The organism is Huintestinicola sp. (assembly GCF_050874005.1).
In the GTDB taxonomy this organism is placed as follows: Bacteria; Bacillota; Clostridia; order Oscillospirales; family Ruminococcaceae; genus Huintestinicola.
Genome location: NZ_JBNMJV010000049.1, coordinates 1 through 16327 on the forward strand (window position 1 = coordinate 1; position 16327 = coordinate 16327).

The 16327-nt window shown below is 44.4% G+C and carries 15 protein-coding genes; 5 read left to right on the forward strand and 10 right to left on the reverse strand.

Features of this window, described 5'->3' with window-relative positions; all coding sequences use genetic code 11:
- Positions 1-1485: glycoside hydrolase family 3 N-terminal domain-containing protein (locus tag ACR0QN_RS12355; RefSeq protein ID WP_432651521.1), on the reverse strand; the 1485-nt coding region annotated here is incomplete at its 3' end.
- 27 nt (positions 1486-1512) lie between these two features.
- Complete coding sequence (locus ACR0QN_RS12360) at positions 1513-2427, reverse strand: hypothetical protein (protein ID WP_432651522.1); 915 nt, start codon at positions 2425-2427, stop codon at positions 1513-1515.
- 371 nt (positions 2428-2798) lie between these two features.
- Here ACR0QN_RS12360 and ACR0QN_RS12365 point away from each other — a divergent pair, with 371 nt between their 5' ends.
- Positions 2799-3662, forward strand: a complete 864-nt coding sequence (locus tag ACR0QN_RS12365; RefSeq protein ID WP_432651523.1) for an AraC family transcriptional regulator — start codon at positions 2799-2801, stop codon at positions 3660-3662.
- A gap of 205 nt (positions 3663-3867) precedes the next feature.
- On the opposite strand, the gene ACR0QN_RS12370 is transcribed toward ACR0QN_RS12365, so the two are convergent.
- From ACR0QN_RS12370 to ACR0QN_RS12385, 4 genes are all read right to left on the reverse strand, one after another.
- Positions 3868-5766 (reverse strand): substrate-binding and GGDEF domain-containing protein, encoded by a 1899-nt coding sequence (locus ACR0QN_RS12370; protein ID WP_432651524.1) that lies wholly within the window; start codon positions 5764-5766, stop codon positions 3868-3870.
- 121 nt (positions 5767-5887) lie between these two features.
- Positions 5888-6721: a carbohydrate ABC transporter permease gene (locus tag ACR0QN_RS12375; protein WP_432651535.1), complete on the reverse strand. Its 834-nt coding sequence runs from the start codon at positions 6719-6721 to the stop codon at positions 5888-5890.
- A gap of 158 nt (positions 6722-6879) precedes the next feature.
- Positions 6880-7821, reverse strand: a complete 942-nt coding sequence (locus ACR0QN_RS12380; protein WP_432651525.1) for an ABC transporter permease — start codon at positions 7819-7821, stop codon at positions 6880-6882.
- Between the two features lie 84 nt (positions 7822-7905).
- Positions 7906-9630 (reverse strand): extracellular solute-binding protein, encoded by a 1725-nt coding sequence (locus tag ACR0QN_RS12385; RefSeq protein ID WP_432651526.1) that lies wholly within the window; start codon positions 9628-9630, stop codon positions 7906-7908.
- Positions 9631-10273: 643 nt separating this feature from the next.
- On the opposite strand from ACR0QN_RS12385, the gene ACR0QN_RS12390 reads away from it, so the two are divergent.
- From ACR0QN_RS12390 to ACR0QN_RS12405, 4 genes are all read left to right on the forward strand, one after another.
- Positions 10274-11647: a phage portal protein gene (locus ACR0QN_RS12390; protein ID WP_432651527.1), complete on the forward strand. Its 1374-nt coding sequence runs from the start codon at positions 10274-10276 to the stop codon at positions 11645-11647.
- A gap of 3 nt (positions 11648-11650) precedes the next feature.
- Positions 11651-11824 (forward strand): hypothetical protein, encoded by a 174-nt coding sequence (locus ACR0QN_RS12395; protein WP_432651528.1) that lies wholly within the window; start codon positions 11651-11653, stop codon positions 11822-11824.
- Between the two features lie 117 nt (positions 11825-11941).
- A complete protein-coding gene (locus ACR0QN_RS12400; RefSeq protein ID WP_432651529.1) occupies positions 11942-12412 on the forward strand; it encodes a hypothetical protein in 471 nt (156 codons plus the stop codon).
- A gap of 2 nt (positions 12413-12414) precedes the next feature.
- The gene (locus tag ACR0QN_RS12405) at positions 12415-12690 is read left to right on the forward strand and encodes a hypothetical protein (protein WP_432651530.1); all 276 of its coding nucleotides are present in this window, start codon (positions 12415-12417) and stop codon (positions 12688-12690) included.
- On the opposite strand, the gene ACR0QN_RS12410 is transcribed toward ACR0QN_RS12405, so the two are convergent.
- The 4 genes from ACR0QN_RS12410 to ACR0QN_RS12425 form a co-directional block, all read right to left on the reverse strand.
- Positions 12638-13054 (reverse strand): hypothetical protein, encoded by a 417-nt coding sequence (locus tag ACR0QN_RS12410; protein ID WP_432651531.1) that lies wholly within the window; start codon positions 13052-13054, stop codon positions 12638-12640. The genes ACR0QN_RS12405 and ACR0QN_RS12410 overlap by 53 nt on opposite strands.
- 72 nt (positions 13055-13126) lie before the next feature.
- The gene (locus tag ACR0QN_RS12415; protein ID WP_432651532.1) at positions 13127-13693 is read right to left on the reverse strand and encodes a galactokinase family protein; all 567 of its coding nucleotides are present in this window, start codon (positions 13691-13693) and stop codon (positions 13127-13129) included.
- Between the two features lie 14 nt (positions 13694-13707).
- Positions 13708-15897 carry an alpha-galactosidase gene (locus ACR0QN_RS12420; protein WP_432651533.1) on the reverse strand — a complete coding sequence of 730 codons (2190 nt, stop codon included), beginning with the start codon at positions 15895-15897 and terminating at the stop codon, positions 13708-13710.
- Positions 15898-15910: 13 nt separating this feature from the next.
- The gene (locus ACR0QN_RS12425; protein ID WP_432651534.1) at positions 15911-16204 is read right to left on the reverse strand and encodes a hypothetical protein; all 294 of its coding nucleotides are present in this window, start codon (positions 16202-16204) and stop codon (positions 15911-15913) included.
- Positions 16205-16327 lie beyond the last annotated feature (123 nt).

The following is a 16327-nucleotide window of genomic DNA, read 5'->3' on the forward strand; positions in this document are numbered from 1 at the left end:
ACTTCCCGCAGCGCATACCATAACCACAGGCTTGCCTGTTTTCATGATCTTGTCAACGAGAATGCGCTGGCTTTCGGGGAGACGGATATCATTCTTGTCACCCGAGGAAAATTCGTTTCCTGTGTCGCCTTCCTCGCCCTCGATAGTGGAGTCAAGACCCACGCAGAGAATAACAACATCAGCATTTTCAGCCGCAGCCATAGCCTCCGCATATCTGTCACCGGGCATTGCAAGAACCGATACCTTCTGCTTGTAAAGATGACAGCCCTCGGCATAGATGACCCTGCCTTCAAACCTGTTCTGAATGCCCTCCAGGAGGGTGATATATCTGTCGGCAGTACCGTTGTAATTGCCTTCAAGAGCAATTCTGCTGTTGCTGTTGGGACCGATAACCGCAATGGTATTGACCTTGTTTTTATCAAGGGGAAGAATGCCGTTGTTTTTGAGAAGAACCATTGACTTTTCCGCGCATTCAAGTGAAACCTTTTTATGCTCGACACAGGAGACAATATTATAAGGAATATCATCAAACTCGGTCTTATCGTCGAACATACCAAGTCTTATGCGTGTCCTCATAAGATGAACGCAGGCTTTTCTGATGTCCTCCTTAGTAACAAGGCCCTCGTCTAAAGCCGCAAGCACATTAACATAAGTACAGCCGCAGTTCACATCGCAGCCTGCTGTAAGAGCAAGTGCAGCCGACTCCACCGCATTTTTCGTAAGACCGTGATGCTCGTGGAAATCCCTGATAGCCCAGCAGTCGGAAACGAAATATCCGTCAAAGCCCCATTCACTCAGCTTGCCCATAAGAAACTTGCTTGCGCAGGAGCCTTCTCCGTTTACCCTGTTGTATGCGCCCATTACGCTTTCGACCTTTGCATCCTTAACAAGAGCTTCAAATGCGGGAAGATAGGTTTCCTCCATGTCCTTCTGAGTAGCCTCGGCGTTAAATTCGTGCCTTATGGACTCAGGACCGCTGTGAACGGCAAAATGCTTTGCGCAGGCAGCTGTTTTCATGACCTCTCCGTCACCCTGCAGACCTTTTACATATGCCTTGCCGTTTTCGGCTGTAAGGAAAGGATCCTCGCCATAGGTCTCATGACCTCTGCCCCATCTCGGGTCTCTGAAAATGTTGATGTTGGGAGCCCAGAGAGTAAGTCCCTTGTAAATGTCCCTGTCATCGTATTTTGTGTAAGCGTTGTATTTTGCCCTTGCTTCGGTGGAGGTGATGTCTCCCGCCTTTTCCACAAGGTCGGTGTCAAACATAGCAGCCATACCGATAGCCTGAGGGAACATTGTTGCAACGCCCGAACGTGCTAGACCGTGGAGACCCTCATTCCACCAGTTATATGCAGGAATGCCCAGTCTCGGAACGGATGGAGCATCGTATCTCAGCTGACCTGCCTGCTCCTCAACGGTCATTTCATCGACCAGAGCTTCCGCTCTTTCAAGGGCAGAAAGGGATTTGTCAAGATATTTTTTCATTTTTTCTGATTCCTTTCGGGAAAAATTTTATTTTATAAGTTCCTTAATGCGGTTTCCGATATCGTCCATCATATCGGAAGGCTCAGCATTATTGCTGTTGTCAAGAAGACACCACTTTTCACAAAGCACAGCTTCCTCGCCGCTTGCATATTTCCGTTTTTCGCCCAGAAGCTCACATTCAAGGAAAAGATTATTGGTGTAGACCTCAAAGTTGCAGGAAAAATCGGGATAGCAGACGTCCTTGTATTCGGGAATACATTTTGCGAATATCTGCTCCTTAACCGCATACACCGCAAAGCCGTCCTCAAGATTAAAGCCCGCCTTGAATGCCTTGCGAATAAAGGAATCCTGCCTTATGCGCACCATGGAATTGCTCATTCTGAACCTGCTGTCATAGATATCCGAATAATCCCACAGGCTGATAACTCTGTTGGGGAGATATCCTCTCTTAGCGGTATTTACGGGTATCATGCAAACTCCGCCGTCGGAAAGACTTGTCACCGACCAGGGAGCAAACTCAGCATCTGACTCGGAAACATTTTTTATCTTGTGAGTGAGCTTTACCACAGGAGCAGCATCGTCCATCTCAATAATGAGCGTAAATTCCTTGCCGAAGGGTGTTGCGGGAGGTGTCAGGATAAGCCTATTACCCTCTATACTGCAGCTCACTGCGGCATTATCGGGATAATATGTCTCGGGATTTACCTCGGGAGCTATCCATATCCTGTGACCGCCGTAAGCCACCCAGCTGCCGTATTCTCCTGCAGGCTCGGTAAAGCGGCGGTCGACATCCTCAAACAGGACATTTTCCTTGCCGATGCGGGCGAAATAAATTATCCTCGGTCCCAGATCCACTGTAACGCCGAGAGAGATAAGACCGTTATCCAGAAATACGCAGTTTCCGAAATTCTTGTACTGCTTATTAGAAATGCTTACACTCATAATATTGACCAACCTTCTTTATAAGCTGCATTTACGTCGGAAGAATGTGGACAGAAATAAGTTCGTTTTCGCCCTTTGTCCGTATGACGTATTGTTTGAATAAATTATATAACAATCTCACGAGATTTACCAATCATTTTTTGCGTTTTTGATTTCACATATTGTGCTATTTTTTTATGCGAGATTTGTATGACTTTACAAAAAACAGGTCAAATGTATTGCTTTTTTATACAAGACGTGTTATTATAGTAATATAAACGTTCCAAAAATTGTGTCGATGATACCGAAATATATTACGAGATATCAATTTATGCCGCTATTCCAAAGCTTTTGCGGGGAAAATCACATCAAAAAGGAAAGGTGAGGCTTATATGATCGTACATCTTAACGGCGACTATGAAACAGTCGATTATGTTCAGAACCGAAGCGTTCTTTTATACGACAATAATGAGGATGAGGAATATCCTCTCCACTGGCACAACGCCATAGAAATAATCATGCCTCTGACAAACGGCTTTGAGGTTGTATGCGCAGGCAAGGATTACAAGCTTTCCGAAAGGGATATCCTGATAATCCCCGGCGGCACTCTTCACAATCTGAAAGCACAGTCGGGCAGAAGGCTTATCTTCCTGTGCGACAACAATTCTTTTGCGGCAAACCCCGCACTGTCCGAGCTTTATTCCGTCCTTGCAGAGCCTGTGCTCATAAATTCGAATTATGACAAGGAATTTCTGAAATCTATGAATCATATCCTGGAGGAGATATACGTTCTGTATTCAAATTACACCGACATCACCGAAGTGTATATCTACATAAAGCTGGTAACTCTCCTTGCAAGGATAAAGGAGTATCAGCTAAACGAGATAAAATACGATGACGGCGGCAAATATGCGGACAAATTCCGACTTATACTTAAATACATCGAGCAGAATTATGCAAACGATATAACCCTTGAGGAGCTTGCAAGCATCGCAGGCTACAGCACCTATCATTTTTCAAGGATATTCAAGAAATACAGCAGCACCACCTTTATAAATTTTCTGAACCGCCGCAGGGTAAAGGCAGCGGAGCTTCTTCTGCTTGAAAGCGGCAGCTCCATAACCGATGTGGCAATGCAGGTAGGCTTTGCAAGTCTCACCACCTTCAACAGAGTATTCAAAAGCATTAACGGCTGTACTCCCTCCGAGTACAAGAAGCTCTACAGAACGACCGGCACCTCCGAAAGCGTCAAATAACAGCCGCTTCTTAATGGGCATCCGTGTTGGGTATGATTTATTATAGCACATTTGTGCCCGATTGCCAATACTTTTTTAGAACAAAAGTTGCACTCCGACACATTTTTGTACATATAAGCAAAAATGCATACCGCCCTTTGTTAAATCAGTACAAAAGTCGCAAAACGGAGCTTCTGCTATCTGCAGAGGCTCCGCTTTTTTGTGATCACCGCACCTTGCCTGCTTCCAAACACCTTTCCCGTTTAACAGCGTACATTTTCTCGTCTCCACGCTTCATAAATTCCTCAAGGAAGGAGTGCTTTGAAATGTCCGCCAAATATATTCCGCAGCTTGCGCTCAGAACGTAGGGCTTGTTTTCCCTGCGGTTAAATTCATCAAGCCCCGCTGTCAGCCTGCTTTGGAACCGTTCAGCCTTCCCGGCGGAATAATTGGGAGCAAAAACATAAAACTCGTCTCCGCCCGTCCGTCCTGCGATCTCATTTTCAGTGCAGCAGCCCGAAATAATGCGCCCCAGCGCTCTGATGGCATAATCACCCTCAGCGTGACCGTAAACATCGTTTACGTGCTTCAGCCTGTCCATATCAATTACTATAGCGGCAGCCTCACCGGGAATTTCCCGGGCAGCGTCAAAGGCAGTCTGAGCATTTTTTTCAAAGCCCCGCCTGTTCAGCATACCCGTAAGCTTGTCGTGAATACTTTCGCTTTCAAGCTCCCGCATAAGCTGACGGATATTGTTTTTATGAAGCAGAGCCTCCAGCGAAACGGCGATATTCATAAGCCATATGTTGTAAAACTCGTTGAACGGATCCACCGACACCATTTTTATCGAGCTGTACCCGAAGCAATGGCTGCCGAAATGGAGGTGGGAAATGTAATAGCAGGCGGTGTCATCGCCCGTCTCGCAGGGTAGAAAATCGGAAACGGGGAAAATGCCGTCAGGACGGACCGACGTGCCGTATCTGTCCATCCATATGGCAGGTATGGTTTGGGAGGTGGGAGAGTCATATGCATTTTCATATGAGACCCGCCCGTTTTCATCGCAGTAGGCAAAGAGGAAAAATTTCTCAAACCCTCCGAAATTGCAGCAATACTTAGAGAAAGTCTCCGCCATCTGTCCTATATCCGAGACCCTGTTCATTTCAAGCATAGCCGCTTCCGTGTCATAAATATAATATCTGAATGTCCGTGTGTCTGAAAGAATACCGTTTCTCTGAATACATTCGTCTCTCAGGGACTCTCTGCTGCAGCCGCAGGAATATCCGTAATGATTTTTTGTGGGAAGAATGACCGTCCGTTCCTGGGGAATACCTTTCAGCAGATTATCAATAACAGAAAAAGCGGAAAATGCGGCGTCGGAAACATTTCTTTCAATAGTGGTGATACGCGGAAAAAACACCTTGCCTTCATATGTATCGTCGCAGCCCGAAATGCAAACGTCATCGGGCACCCTGACTCCCCTGTTTTCAAGCTCTGTGCAGAGGGAAATAGCCATATAATCGTTGGCGCAGATTATTGCCTGGGGCAGACCTTTTTCAATAAAGAAATCAGCCGCCTCGCCGCCCTTGCTGTACCAGAAATCCCCGTGAAATATCCCTGCGCCCTCTTCGGGAAGCCCGTTTTCCTTCATAGCGGCTTTAAACGCCAGAAGCCTGTCCGCAGCGTCAGGGTGACCCTCGATACCCGACATATAGCCTATTCTTGTAAATCCGTGGAACTTTGCAAAGTGCCCCACCATTTCCGTAATTCCGCAGTAATTGTCAAACTGAACCTCATAAAAATCCTCGCAGGGCTCGCTTATAACAACAACAGGACAGCTGCATTTTCTGATACGGCGGTAAATTTTCTCCCTCATATCATCGGTAAAGATGTTGCTGTTTTCAAAGATAATGCCGTCGAGCCGGTCAAAGGGAATGATATCGAGGAGCCTGTCCTCATATCTGCCGTAATCGTCATATTTGGCGCCTATCCTGCCGATAAAGCTGAATATAAGCACATTAAATCCGAAGCTTTTTGCAGCGATGTTTATGGAGCGGCAAAGATCGTTTTTGAATCCTCCTCCGATGCCGCAAACGAACACTCCGACAGTTTTATGTGAATTTATCATATTTTTCATCACGCCCCGCAATGTTTTGTATCATTTATACAATATTATATCATACTGCAGAAAAAATTTCAATAGAAAAACCAAAAAAAGCTGCCCGAACGGACAGCTCTTTTAATGAACATCATTCCTTTACGCCGCCGATGGTAAGACCCGCAACGAAATATTTCTGCAAAAAAGGATACAGACAGATGATGGGGAGCGATGTGATGACCGTTGCAGCTGCACGGACAGAGGTAGGTGTTACCATACCGCTGGCGTGTTCCATTGTCTGAGCGGTCTGTCCCTTGCCCGAGGTGGTAACAGCGCTCAGGAGCTTCATAAGTTCATATTGCAAAGTTGTGAGATTATCGCTCATACGGTTGTAGAGCATAGCGTCGAACCAGGAGTTCCACTGACCCACAGCGGTAAAGAGAGCCACCGTTGCGATAACGGGCATACAGAGAGGGAAAATTATCTTGATGAAAATGGTCATATGACCCGCGCCGTCTATCTCGGCGGATTCGCTGAGGCTCTCGGGGAGACCGTTCATATATGTACGTATTACCAGCATATTGAATGCGCTGACCATTCCGGGGAGAATGTACACCGCAAAGCTGTTAGTAAGACCCAGAGCCTTGTAAACTAAGAATACAGGGATAAGACCGCCGGAAACGTACATCGTGATAACGTACAGTAGGGAAAGCTGCTTCTTGAAAATGAAATTCTTTCGGCTGAGAACATAAGCGAGAAGCGCCGTAACAAAGGTAGATGTGACCGTGCCGATAACGGTTCTGAGAACGGATATCTTAGCTGCCGTAGGCATAAGCTCTTTGCTCAGCACCGCTTTGTAGTTATCCAGCGTAAACATTCTTGGTAAAAGATGTATGCCGCCTCTAAGAGCGTCCGTACCGTCATTGAAGGACACCGCAACCGTGTTCAGAAGAGGGTACAGCATGGTGATGGTGAAAACGATCATTATGATAAGATTAACTGTGTCGAAAATAATGTCGCCTGTTGTCCTTCGGCTGAGGAATGCTTTTTTGCCTTTGCCGATCTCACCCGCAGGCTTGAAATTATGCTCTATCTGCTTGGGAACTTTGTATTTGTTTGTCATAGCTTGTCTGCCTCCTTCCTTTAGAATAGGTGTTCCTCGCCCATTTTCTTAGCAAGTTGATTTGCTATCACAATGAGGATAAGGCTGACAACGCTCTTGAAGATGCCTGCCGCCGTACCGAGAGAATAGTCCGCCTGGCTGATACCATATTTGAGCACATAGATATCAATTGTCTGAGAAACGCTCTGAACCAGACCGTTGCCCAGCAGATATTGAACCTCAAAGCCTGCATTAAGAACGTTTCCGATGTTCATAATAAGCAGGATAAAGAAAGTAGGCTTAATACCGGGGAGGGTGATGTGCCATATCTTAGCAAGCCTGCCCGCTCCGTCAATGGAAGCCGCCTCGTAAAGGTCGGGGCTGATGGAAGTAATGGCTGCAAGATAAATGATACTGTTCCAGCCCGTTTCCTTCCAGACATTGGCAAAACCCACTATCCACCAGAACCACTTGGGATCCGCAAGGAAGTTAAAGGGCTTGTCTATGATATGAAGATTTACAAGTATCTCGTTCACGATACCGTTCTCGGTGGAAAGAACGTCAAAAACGATACCCGTAACAATGACCCAGGAAAGGAAGTGGGGCAGATATGAAATTGTCTGGACAAGCTTCTTGCCTTTGTTAAATCTGAATTCGCTGAGCAGTATGGCAAACAGTATAGCTGTGACCGTACCCAGAACAAGATTGATAACGCCCATTGCAAGGGTGTTTCTGATGACCTTTAAGAACTGGTCGTTTGAAAAAAGGAACTTAAATTTATCAAGTCCGACAAATTGCGAGTGCAAAAGACCAAGCTTGGGCTTAAAATTCTGGAACGCCATTATCCAGCCGCCCAGGGGCACATAGCAGAAAATGATAACATAGATTATAAACGGTATTGAAAGCAGGATCAGCACCTTCTGATTTTTGATCTGTTTGAGACTTATCCCCTGCTTCTTTTCCGCATCAAAAGGATTTCCCATAGCGATGTGTTCACTCCTTATTGTAAGTTGACGGAACCGTCCGAAAGGAAACGGTCCCGTCAAACTTATACTGCCTTATACTTATCAGCTGCCCTGTGCGACATCAATTCTTCTCTGTACCTCTTCGGTAAGAGCGTTCAGATAAGCCTCTGTATCGCATCTGTCATTGTAAACGGTAAGGTATTCATTCCAAGCGGACTCGAAATCGTCGGAAATAACTACCTTGGGAAGGTACTCGTGCTTTACCTCGTCCATATTTACCTTAGCAAGACCCCAAGGAGTTTCGGTAGTGAACGCATTGGAGTAAGACCACATAGGGAACCAGGGAGAATTTTCTCTGGAGGGATTGAGCATCTGAGTGTAAGTCTGAACGCCGTATGCTTCAAAGCACTTCTTAACGGGTTCGGGGAGAGCCTCAAAGAACTCGGAGGGCTGGTTGTTAGCGTTGCAGGCATTGATGCCGTCGTGGTTCATACCCTCATAGTTGGGGAAGTAGGAGTAAGGACACATATTTGCATTGAGATAAGACTGGTCAACAGCATTCTGTCTCATTTCTTCATTTCTGTAGAAAAGGCCGTTCTCGTCAACCAGGTAATCAATACCTTCCTGACCCCAGTTACGGAGTGTGAGGATCTCAGGGTCAAGGAGATCGTTTAAGAACTTCATAGCGCCTTCAACATCATCACAGCTTACTGTGATACCGATACCGCCTGTTGCGTCAAGAGCGGACTCGCTGTGGTAGCGCTCCTCAATGCCCTTGTCGATAACAACGCCAACGGGTACATAAGTGCAGTTGTCAAGACCCTGCTGCTTGATAGCGTTCTCAGCGTCCTGGAAGTTCCAGTGCTGGTCAACCATACCGCATACACGTCCGGAAGAAAGCTTTGCGATGTACTGGTCATAGTTGAGAGTAAATGTCTCGGGGTCGATAATGCCCTTCTTGTACTCCTCGTTAAGCTTCTGGAAATATCTCTTAGCGGTGGGAGTGGTGTTGTAGTCGATAGCCTGATGTGTAGTCTCATCAACTATGCAGCAGCCGTCGTTGGGATAACCGTCAAGGAAGAAGGGAGCGTTCTCAAGGCAGAAATATCTCCAGTCATCGGTGAGTATCTCGTAACCGATATTGGGAGTGCCGTCCTCCATTGTGGGATTTGCTTCAATGTATCTTTCGATAACGTCGAAGTATTCGTCAAGGGTCTCGATCTTGGGATACCCTGCCCACTCGAGAACTCTTGTCTGTATCCAGAATGCTTCATCGTTATGTATCGTACCTGTGTCATACATATAAACGTTGCCGAACTGAGGGATAATGTAAACGTGACCGTCCTCGTTTCTGATCTGGTTCCACTCAGCGTCGGAATAGAAGTTCTTTACATTGGGGTAATTGTCCCAGTACTGGTCAATGGGGATAAGTGCGCCTGCATCAATAAGAGTGGTGCTTCCGCTGGAGCCTACGATAAAGTCGGTGTACTCACCGCCAGCGATCATTACGCCGATAGCCTCTTCTGCAGTCTGACCTGTGAGCCATGTTTCTTTACATTTTGCACCGATCTTCTCAGCGATTGCATTCTGAACTCTGTTGTCGGAGTTAAGCTCGTTTCCGGGAACTGCAAAGAATGCTGTAAATTCCTTGATCTCTCCGGAAGAAGCAGCTCCTGCGTCTCCGCCTGCAGCGGCTGTTCCTGCATCTCCGCCTGCTGCGGGAGTATCATTACCTCCGTTTCCTTCTGAGGTGTTTCCGCAGCCTGCCATTCCTACCATCATAAGGAAAGCAAGTGATAAAGCTGCAATTGACTTGTTTTTTTTCATTATTCCAACCTCCATACAAAATAAATTGGTTTTTTAGTTTTTGGATATCCTAGCCAATTTTTTCTGTTACTTGACGAATAAATTATAACATCTTTTTTTTTGTTTGTAAATATCAAATGGAAAACTAAGCAAAAAATGATTATTATTTGCTTAATTGAACAATAAATGATAAATTTATTTCGTTTTGCTCTAGAAAAACGCAATAAATAGTGAGTCTTTCGCAATATCTGAATAGATTTTATGACATTATTATAATACAATAAATACAGAGATTTTTCTAATTATCTTTTTAATCTTCTACATTCTCCAATTTCTTAATCTTTCTCCAAAAAAATATCCTCCGAAAGCAATCGCTCAAGGAGGATATTTTTTTTGCCCATGAGCCTTTTCATAACGGGGAATAAGCTCGGTATCAGGACATACAGGGTCTATAAAAGCACCGCACAGAGCTTGTGCGGTGCAAATTTTCCGATCAATTGAGATTATCGGAAATAACCTTGATGACCTCCTCCATAACAAGAGGCTTTGCAATATGAGCATTCATTCCCGCATCAAGAGAAGCCTGAATAGCTATTGCGATCATTGTCCTTGTACCGTAGCTTTTTATGGAATAGACCGTTGTATCCTTATATCAGCTGATGAAATGCGGTATTCTATGGTTGTTGATCTCCTGCTCAAAGGTTCTGCATTTGCTTATATCGGCAGAGATTCCAGAAGTGTTCCCGCAGAGCTGAGATATGTTCCCGAAAAGTATGTTGAGGTGCGGAAAAATATCAATGATGTTATTTTTAAGCAGTACACATACTCTGTGCAGGGGAAGACGATATATCCTTACAAGCTTCTTAAGGTGCTGAAAAACACTGACGGCTTCGGAAAAGGCAAGGGCATTGTCCAGACGAATCCTCTTATTCTTGACACCGCTTATCAGATGCTGAGATTTCAGAAGAATCAGCTTCTGAAGGACTGCAACAAAAAGGGTTTTCTTAAAGCCGAAAAAACGCTTGCTCAGCCGGCTATGGACAGCATCAAAAAGGCATGGAACAAGCTTTATTCAAACGAAAACAGCGAGAGCATGGTATTCCTCAACAGCGGTATTGACTTCAAGGAAATTTCAAGCACTGCCGTTGAAATGCAGATCAATCAGAACATGATGACAGCTAATGCCGAGATCATGAAGCTGTTCGGTACTGTGGATGGCATACTTTCAGATGCAACGGTGAAGAACGCTGTAATGCCTGTTATTGATTTATTTGAGGCGGCTTATGACAATGATCTTCTGCTTGAAAGTGAAAAGGAAAACACATATTTTGCCTTTGACACAAGAGAACTGACAAGAGGTGATATTCAGCAGAGATACAACGCTTATGCTGTTGCCTTGCAGCAGAATTTCATGCAGCTTGACGAGGTAAGAAAGCTTGAAGATCTCCCGCCTCTCGGTGTGAATTACATCAAGCTCGGTCTTAACGATGTTCTCCTTGACCCGAAAACAGACAAGATATACACTCCTAACACCAATGCTATGGTGGATATGGGAACGGGAGAGGGAGCGAATTCCGAAAAAACTGTTGACATATCGGAAAATGATGATATAATAGAAAACAGAGGAAGATTCATTCAGCAGGACGATGGAAAATTGAATGGAAGTCTGCCGAGCGCAAAAGCTGAAATACGTGATAAAATAATTGAAGAATTCAATAGCACAAACTTTCAAGGCACAATAAATTATCCTCCAAAAAAAATTGATATTGACAGTTTGACTTTTGATGATGATCATATCAATGTTAAACGCCAGCACAATGTTACTCTTGATAAAGCTAAGGAATACATAAAAGAATCCCGTATTTCTGTAACTCGAAAAAAACCTGACGGCGAATTTGAAAATTATTATGGAAATAACGGTGCTGTTTATGTAGATGTAAAAGCTAATAAAATTCGTACCGCTTTTCATAGTTCAGAATTTAATAATGGTACAATAAGAATATTAGATACTGTTAACAAATGCGAAGGGAGAAAATAAATTATGTTTCATTGTGAATTAATCAACAGCGACATAAGCGGAAGTGACTGCATAATTGTTTGCGATGTTGCAGATGATATGCTTAAAGAAACTGCAATTGACAGTAAATTTAAAGTTAAAGAAGATTTTAAGGAGATTTGCAAAAATTGTAAGTTTCATAATTACGAGGAAGAATAATTCTCGAAAATTATATTTACTAACCGCCTATAAATACAGCGGTTTTCTTATATATTTCAAGCGTTTATGCCTTCGGGCATAGGCGCTTTTTTTGTTGCACACCGAGGAGGTGAGGGTATGGCAAAGCCTTTGAGTGAACAGATATTTAATGATATTCTGAAATACACAAATGATGTAAAGAAAAAGGCTCATTCTGCGGCTCTTGACATAGAAAAACAGATGGTAAAAATGGCAGAGAACGCTTCACCTGTGAGAGAATATCCGAAGGTGGTCAAGAGGATAACTGTAAGAAGAAGCCCGGGGTCTCCGAAGGCTGTCAAGGTTATACAGCCGGAACGATATCAGCCCGGATATTTTAAAAAAGGATGGGTTACAGGCACTATCAAGACCAAAAGCGGCAGACTTTATGCTGCAAGAAACAAAAATATGCCTACTGTGACACATTTACTGAATTTTGACCATAAATTAATTACCCACAGGGTATGCCGAGGTGTTGTTTATGGAACACATTTTGTAGAAAAAATTCAGGACTGGGGAGAGCGTGAGCTTGACAGGCGGTTATCGGAATTTCTTGAAAATGATGATTGATTGTGGCTAACAATTACGGCTATATGGCTAAGATCGGGCTGAAGGATGACGGTCTGGAGAAAAGTCTTGCAGAAATAAATTTAGCTTTAAAGGATGTGGAGCGATCTATCTCGGCAACCGATAAAGCTATTACAAATGCAGGAAAAGCAGGGCTTGATACAACACAGCTCTGGGAACAGCAGTATGACCTTTTAAGAACACAGATCGAGACAACAACAGAGAAGCTTAAACAGAAACACCCTCGATATGAACGCCGTACCTCTTGTTGTTGTAGATAAACTCCACATTCTCATTCTGCAATAGATATTCGGAAAAGCCGTCACGCTGCTCCGAATACCACATAAGCGGAAGTCCGACAGCAAGATGAACATTCGCTTCCGTAATTCCCGCAAGCGACAACTCCTTTGCGATTCCGTAAAGAGTGAGGTAGTAGTTATCCATATCTGTGGTCTTGTCCGCTGTGAAGGACTTGTGGTTCTCTCCGATGCAAATGAACTTTCCGTCGTATTCAAGAAGCTCCTTCTTGAACGGCGGCTCAATGTCATGCACCTTTACTCCCGATGCCGTAACCGTATTGGCGGTTTTAAGATTTCCATAGCCGTGGTCTATGCCGATTATGTATGTGTCGTTATACTTTATCATTTTCATCGTCCTCCTTACTGTCAAGCCAGTCGAAAAACTTATCCCTCTGAATAAACTTTCGACTGCCGATTTTTACAACAGGCACGTCCTCACGATTAAGGATATTGTACGCCATAGTATAATTGTACCAATCAATACTTCAAATGCAGCAGAAGAAGACAAACCACTTCCGCTTAAAACATTGGAAATAGTGTATGCGTCAAATCCCGAGACTTCAACTCCCATATCATGAAATTTTGATACAATTCCACGAATAAGTGCTGCCGATTTTCCCTTTTCATTCTCCTGCATGGAAATGTCACTTAGTTCCACATAATCCTGTGGATATCCCTCAGACTGCAAACGGATAACGCCTTCATTATGAAATGATACTACTGCAATTATATCAAGATCTACAGCCGCAGCAAGGACACAGCCGTGCTGGTGATCTGTATGATTACCGCCTATTTCTGTTCGTCCGGGTGCGGAAAATACACTGATTTCTTCACGATTCGGAAAATATTCGTGAAATCTTTCCAACGCATAAGCATAACGCTTTTTCTGACGTGAGGTTGTCTCTGCGGAACTGCCGTAAAGTGCTTTCATAACTTTGTCAAAACAGCCCTCATTCAGCAATCCAAGAAATTTATGATATATCATAAGGTATCCTCCTGTTACGCTTCGGCAGTAAAGTGCATATCAACAGGCGCATAATCTCCCCATGACTTAGGCATTAAAATACCTCCGTTCATCAAAGCACTGCCTTTATACACCTCTCCGTTCTCCGCAAGGCGATAATCAGCCTCCGGCAGAAGTCCACGAAGCTTTATAATATACTGTGTGCAGTTAGGCTCTGTTCGGAAAATAATTCCGTTCACGAGCACTTCACTGCGGTCTTCCGAAACAAATTCCCATACGGCAAATTTATCCGTCATAGGATCGCTTAAACGATAGTAAAGACCGTTGTGGATAAGAGAACCGTCCTTTTTGAAGCGTACAATCTGCTTCTTGACCTCCTGCTTTTCCTTGTCCGACAGTGTATTCAGGTCAAGCTCATACCCAAAACTGCCTGCCATAGCAGTAACAGCTCTTGTTTCCATAGGCGTTATCCTGCCCGTCTGGTGATTAGGCACTGCGGAAACGTGAGAACCCACTGCCGAAATCGGATAGAAAAAGGAAGTGCCATACTGTATTTTGGTGCGTTCATATGCGTCAGTATCATCACTGCACCATATCTGCGGACAATAGTAAAGCATACCTGCGTCAAAGCGGCCGCCTCCGCCGCTGCAGCCCTCAAATAGCACGTTAGGAAAGGCTGTTGTCAGCCGTTCAAGCAGCTCATAAAGTCCGAGAACGTATCTGTGGGGCATTTCTCCCTGATTTTCCGATGATAGACATGGGGTGTACCAATCACAGATACTGCGGTTCATATCCCATTTTATATAGGAAATATCCGCACTTTTCAGGATATTGCTCATTGACTCAAAAAGATATTCCCTTACATCAGGATTTGTTATATCAAGCACAAGCTGATAACGGCTTCTTACGGGATATCTCGACGGAATTTTTATTGCCCATTCGGGGTGAGTGCGATACAGCTCGCTGTCCTCCGAAACCATTTCAGGTTCAAACCACAAACCGAATCTCATTCCGAGAGATTTGATATTTTCCGCAAGCTTGCCAAGACCGCCTTTGATCTTATTCGTGTTCACAAACCAGTCGCCCAGACCCGAACAGTCATCGTTTCTTTTGCCGAACCAGCCGTCATCAAGTACAAGCAGGTCTACTCCAAGAGCTGCCGCCTGCTCTGCGATATTCAGTATTTTATTCTCGTCAAAATCAAAATAAGTAGCTTCCCAGTTGTTTATCAGAACGGGACGCTCCGCAAGCTTATATTTTCCGCGGCAGATATGCTCCCTGACTGTTTTATGGAAATTGTGGGAGAGCTTTTCAAAGCCATTCTGGCTGAATGACATGACCGCTTCGGGAGTAAAGAATTTTTCACCCGATTTAAGCTCCCAGCGGAAAAGTTCCGGATCAATACCCATAACAAGACGTGCCTGTTCAAGCTGATCGTATTCGATTTTCGTGGAAAAGCTGCCGCTGTACATAAGCATTGCGCCGATACATTTTCCGTTTGTCTCGGTACATTCTCCATTGCAGAGAATAACAGTAGGATTCTGCTGATGACTTGAAGTTCCTCTGCGTGATGAACTTTCCAGAATGCCGTGGGCAAGGGGAAGCCGTTCGGGAATACGCTCAAGAGTGTGTCTTCCGTGAAAATGTATCCACTCATTATAATCTCTTGGCATATCGAGGCAGAGACTGGCGGCATTAGTAAGGATAACGCTGCTCTCTCCCTTGTTTTCTATAACTGCGCTTCGGGTAATAATATCAAGCTTCGGAAGAACGCCGTATTTAAGTGTAACCATAATATCCGAAGCCGAATCTTTAAGATAAATTTCAAGTGTCTGTGCCTCGTTATCGTCCGCATAGACAGCAGGAAGTCCCTCTATTGAATATTTTCCGTCATAGAGCCTGTATCCGGAATATCTCAGATCAAGGGCATTGCTGCCGTCGCAATGAACGGCGGAAACTGCGCTTATTCTGTAATCCCCCGTACCTGTGCAGGGATATTCAAGGGGGAGAGTATCGAGAGAGTAGCTGCGGCGGTTTTCAGCTTCGTAGATATTTCCCGAAAATCCCACGTCGGGATATTCGCAGAGATACTCCATGCTCATTCCGACCCTCTCGCCGTACCACAAGTGGCGCAGAACGCCGTATTCATCCGCAGAAAACTGATATTCCGAATTATCGGTCTCAATGACAAAAAGCTTTGATTTTTCATTTACCGTAACAGACATAGTAATTACCTCTTTATTTTATATCAAATTCATAGGTGGTAAGATTTGCAGAAAGAGTAATGAAATCTTCGCCGCAGATTCTGGTGATCATGAGCTTGTCACCGTTGGTTTGCACGTTTATACCACCCTCAAGCCCGAATGCAGGGTGAGTATTTCTCAGTTCCATAAGCTCTTTGAGCTTCTGTACAACAGGTCTTGACTGCTCCCTTTCAACATCCTCGGCTGTGTAGTAATGACGATTGATGTCACGTCCGTTTTTGGTGTGCTCCATAAGCTCAATGTCATTTTCGCCTGCTAACATTCCCACATAGTACACCTGGGGTAACGATTTTTAATTGATTTCAGATATTCTTCAAACAGTTCTTCACCGTCATTAAAGTCATTCAGATTTCTGGAAAGACGAGTTACTGTTTTTCTGAGTGCAATTTTC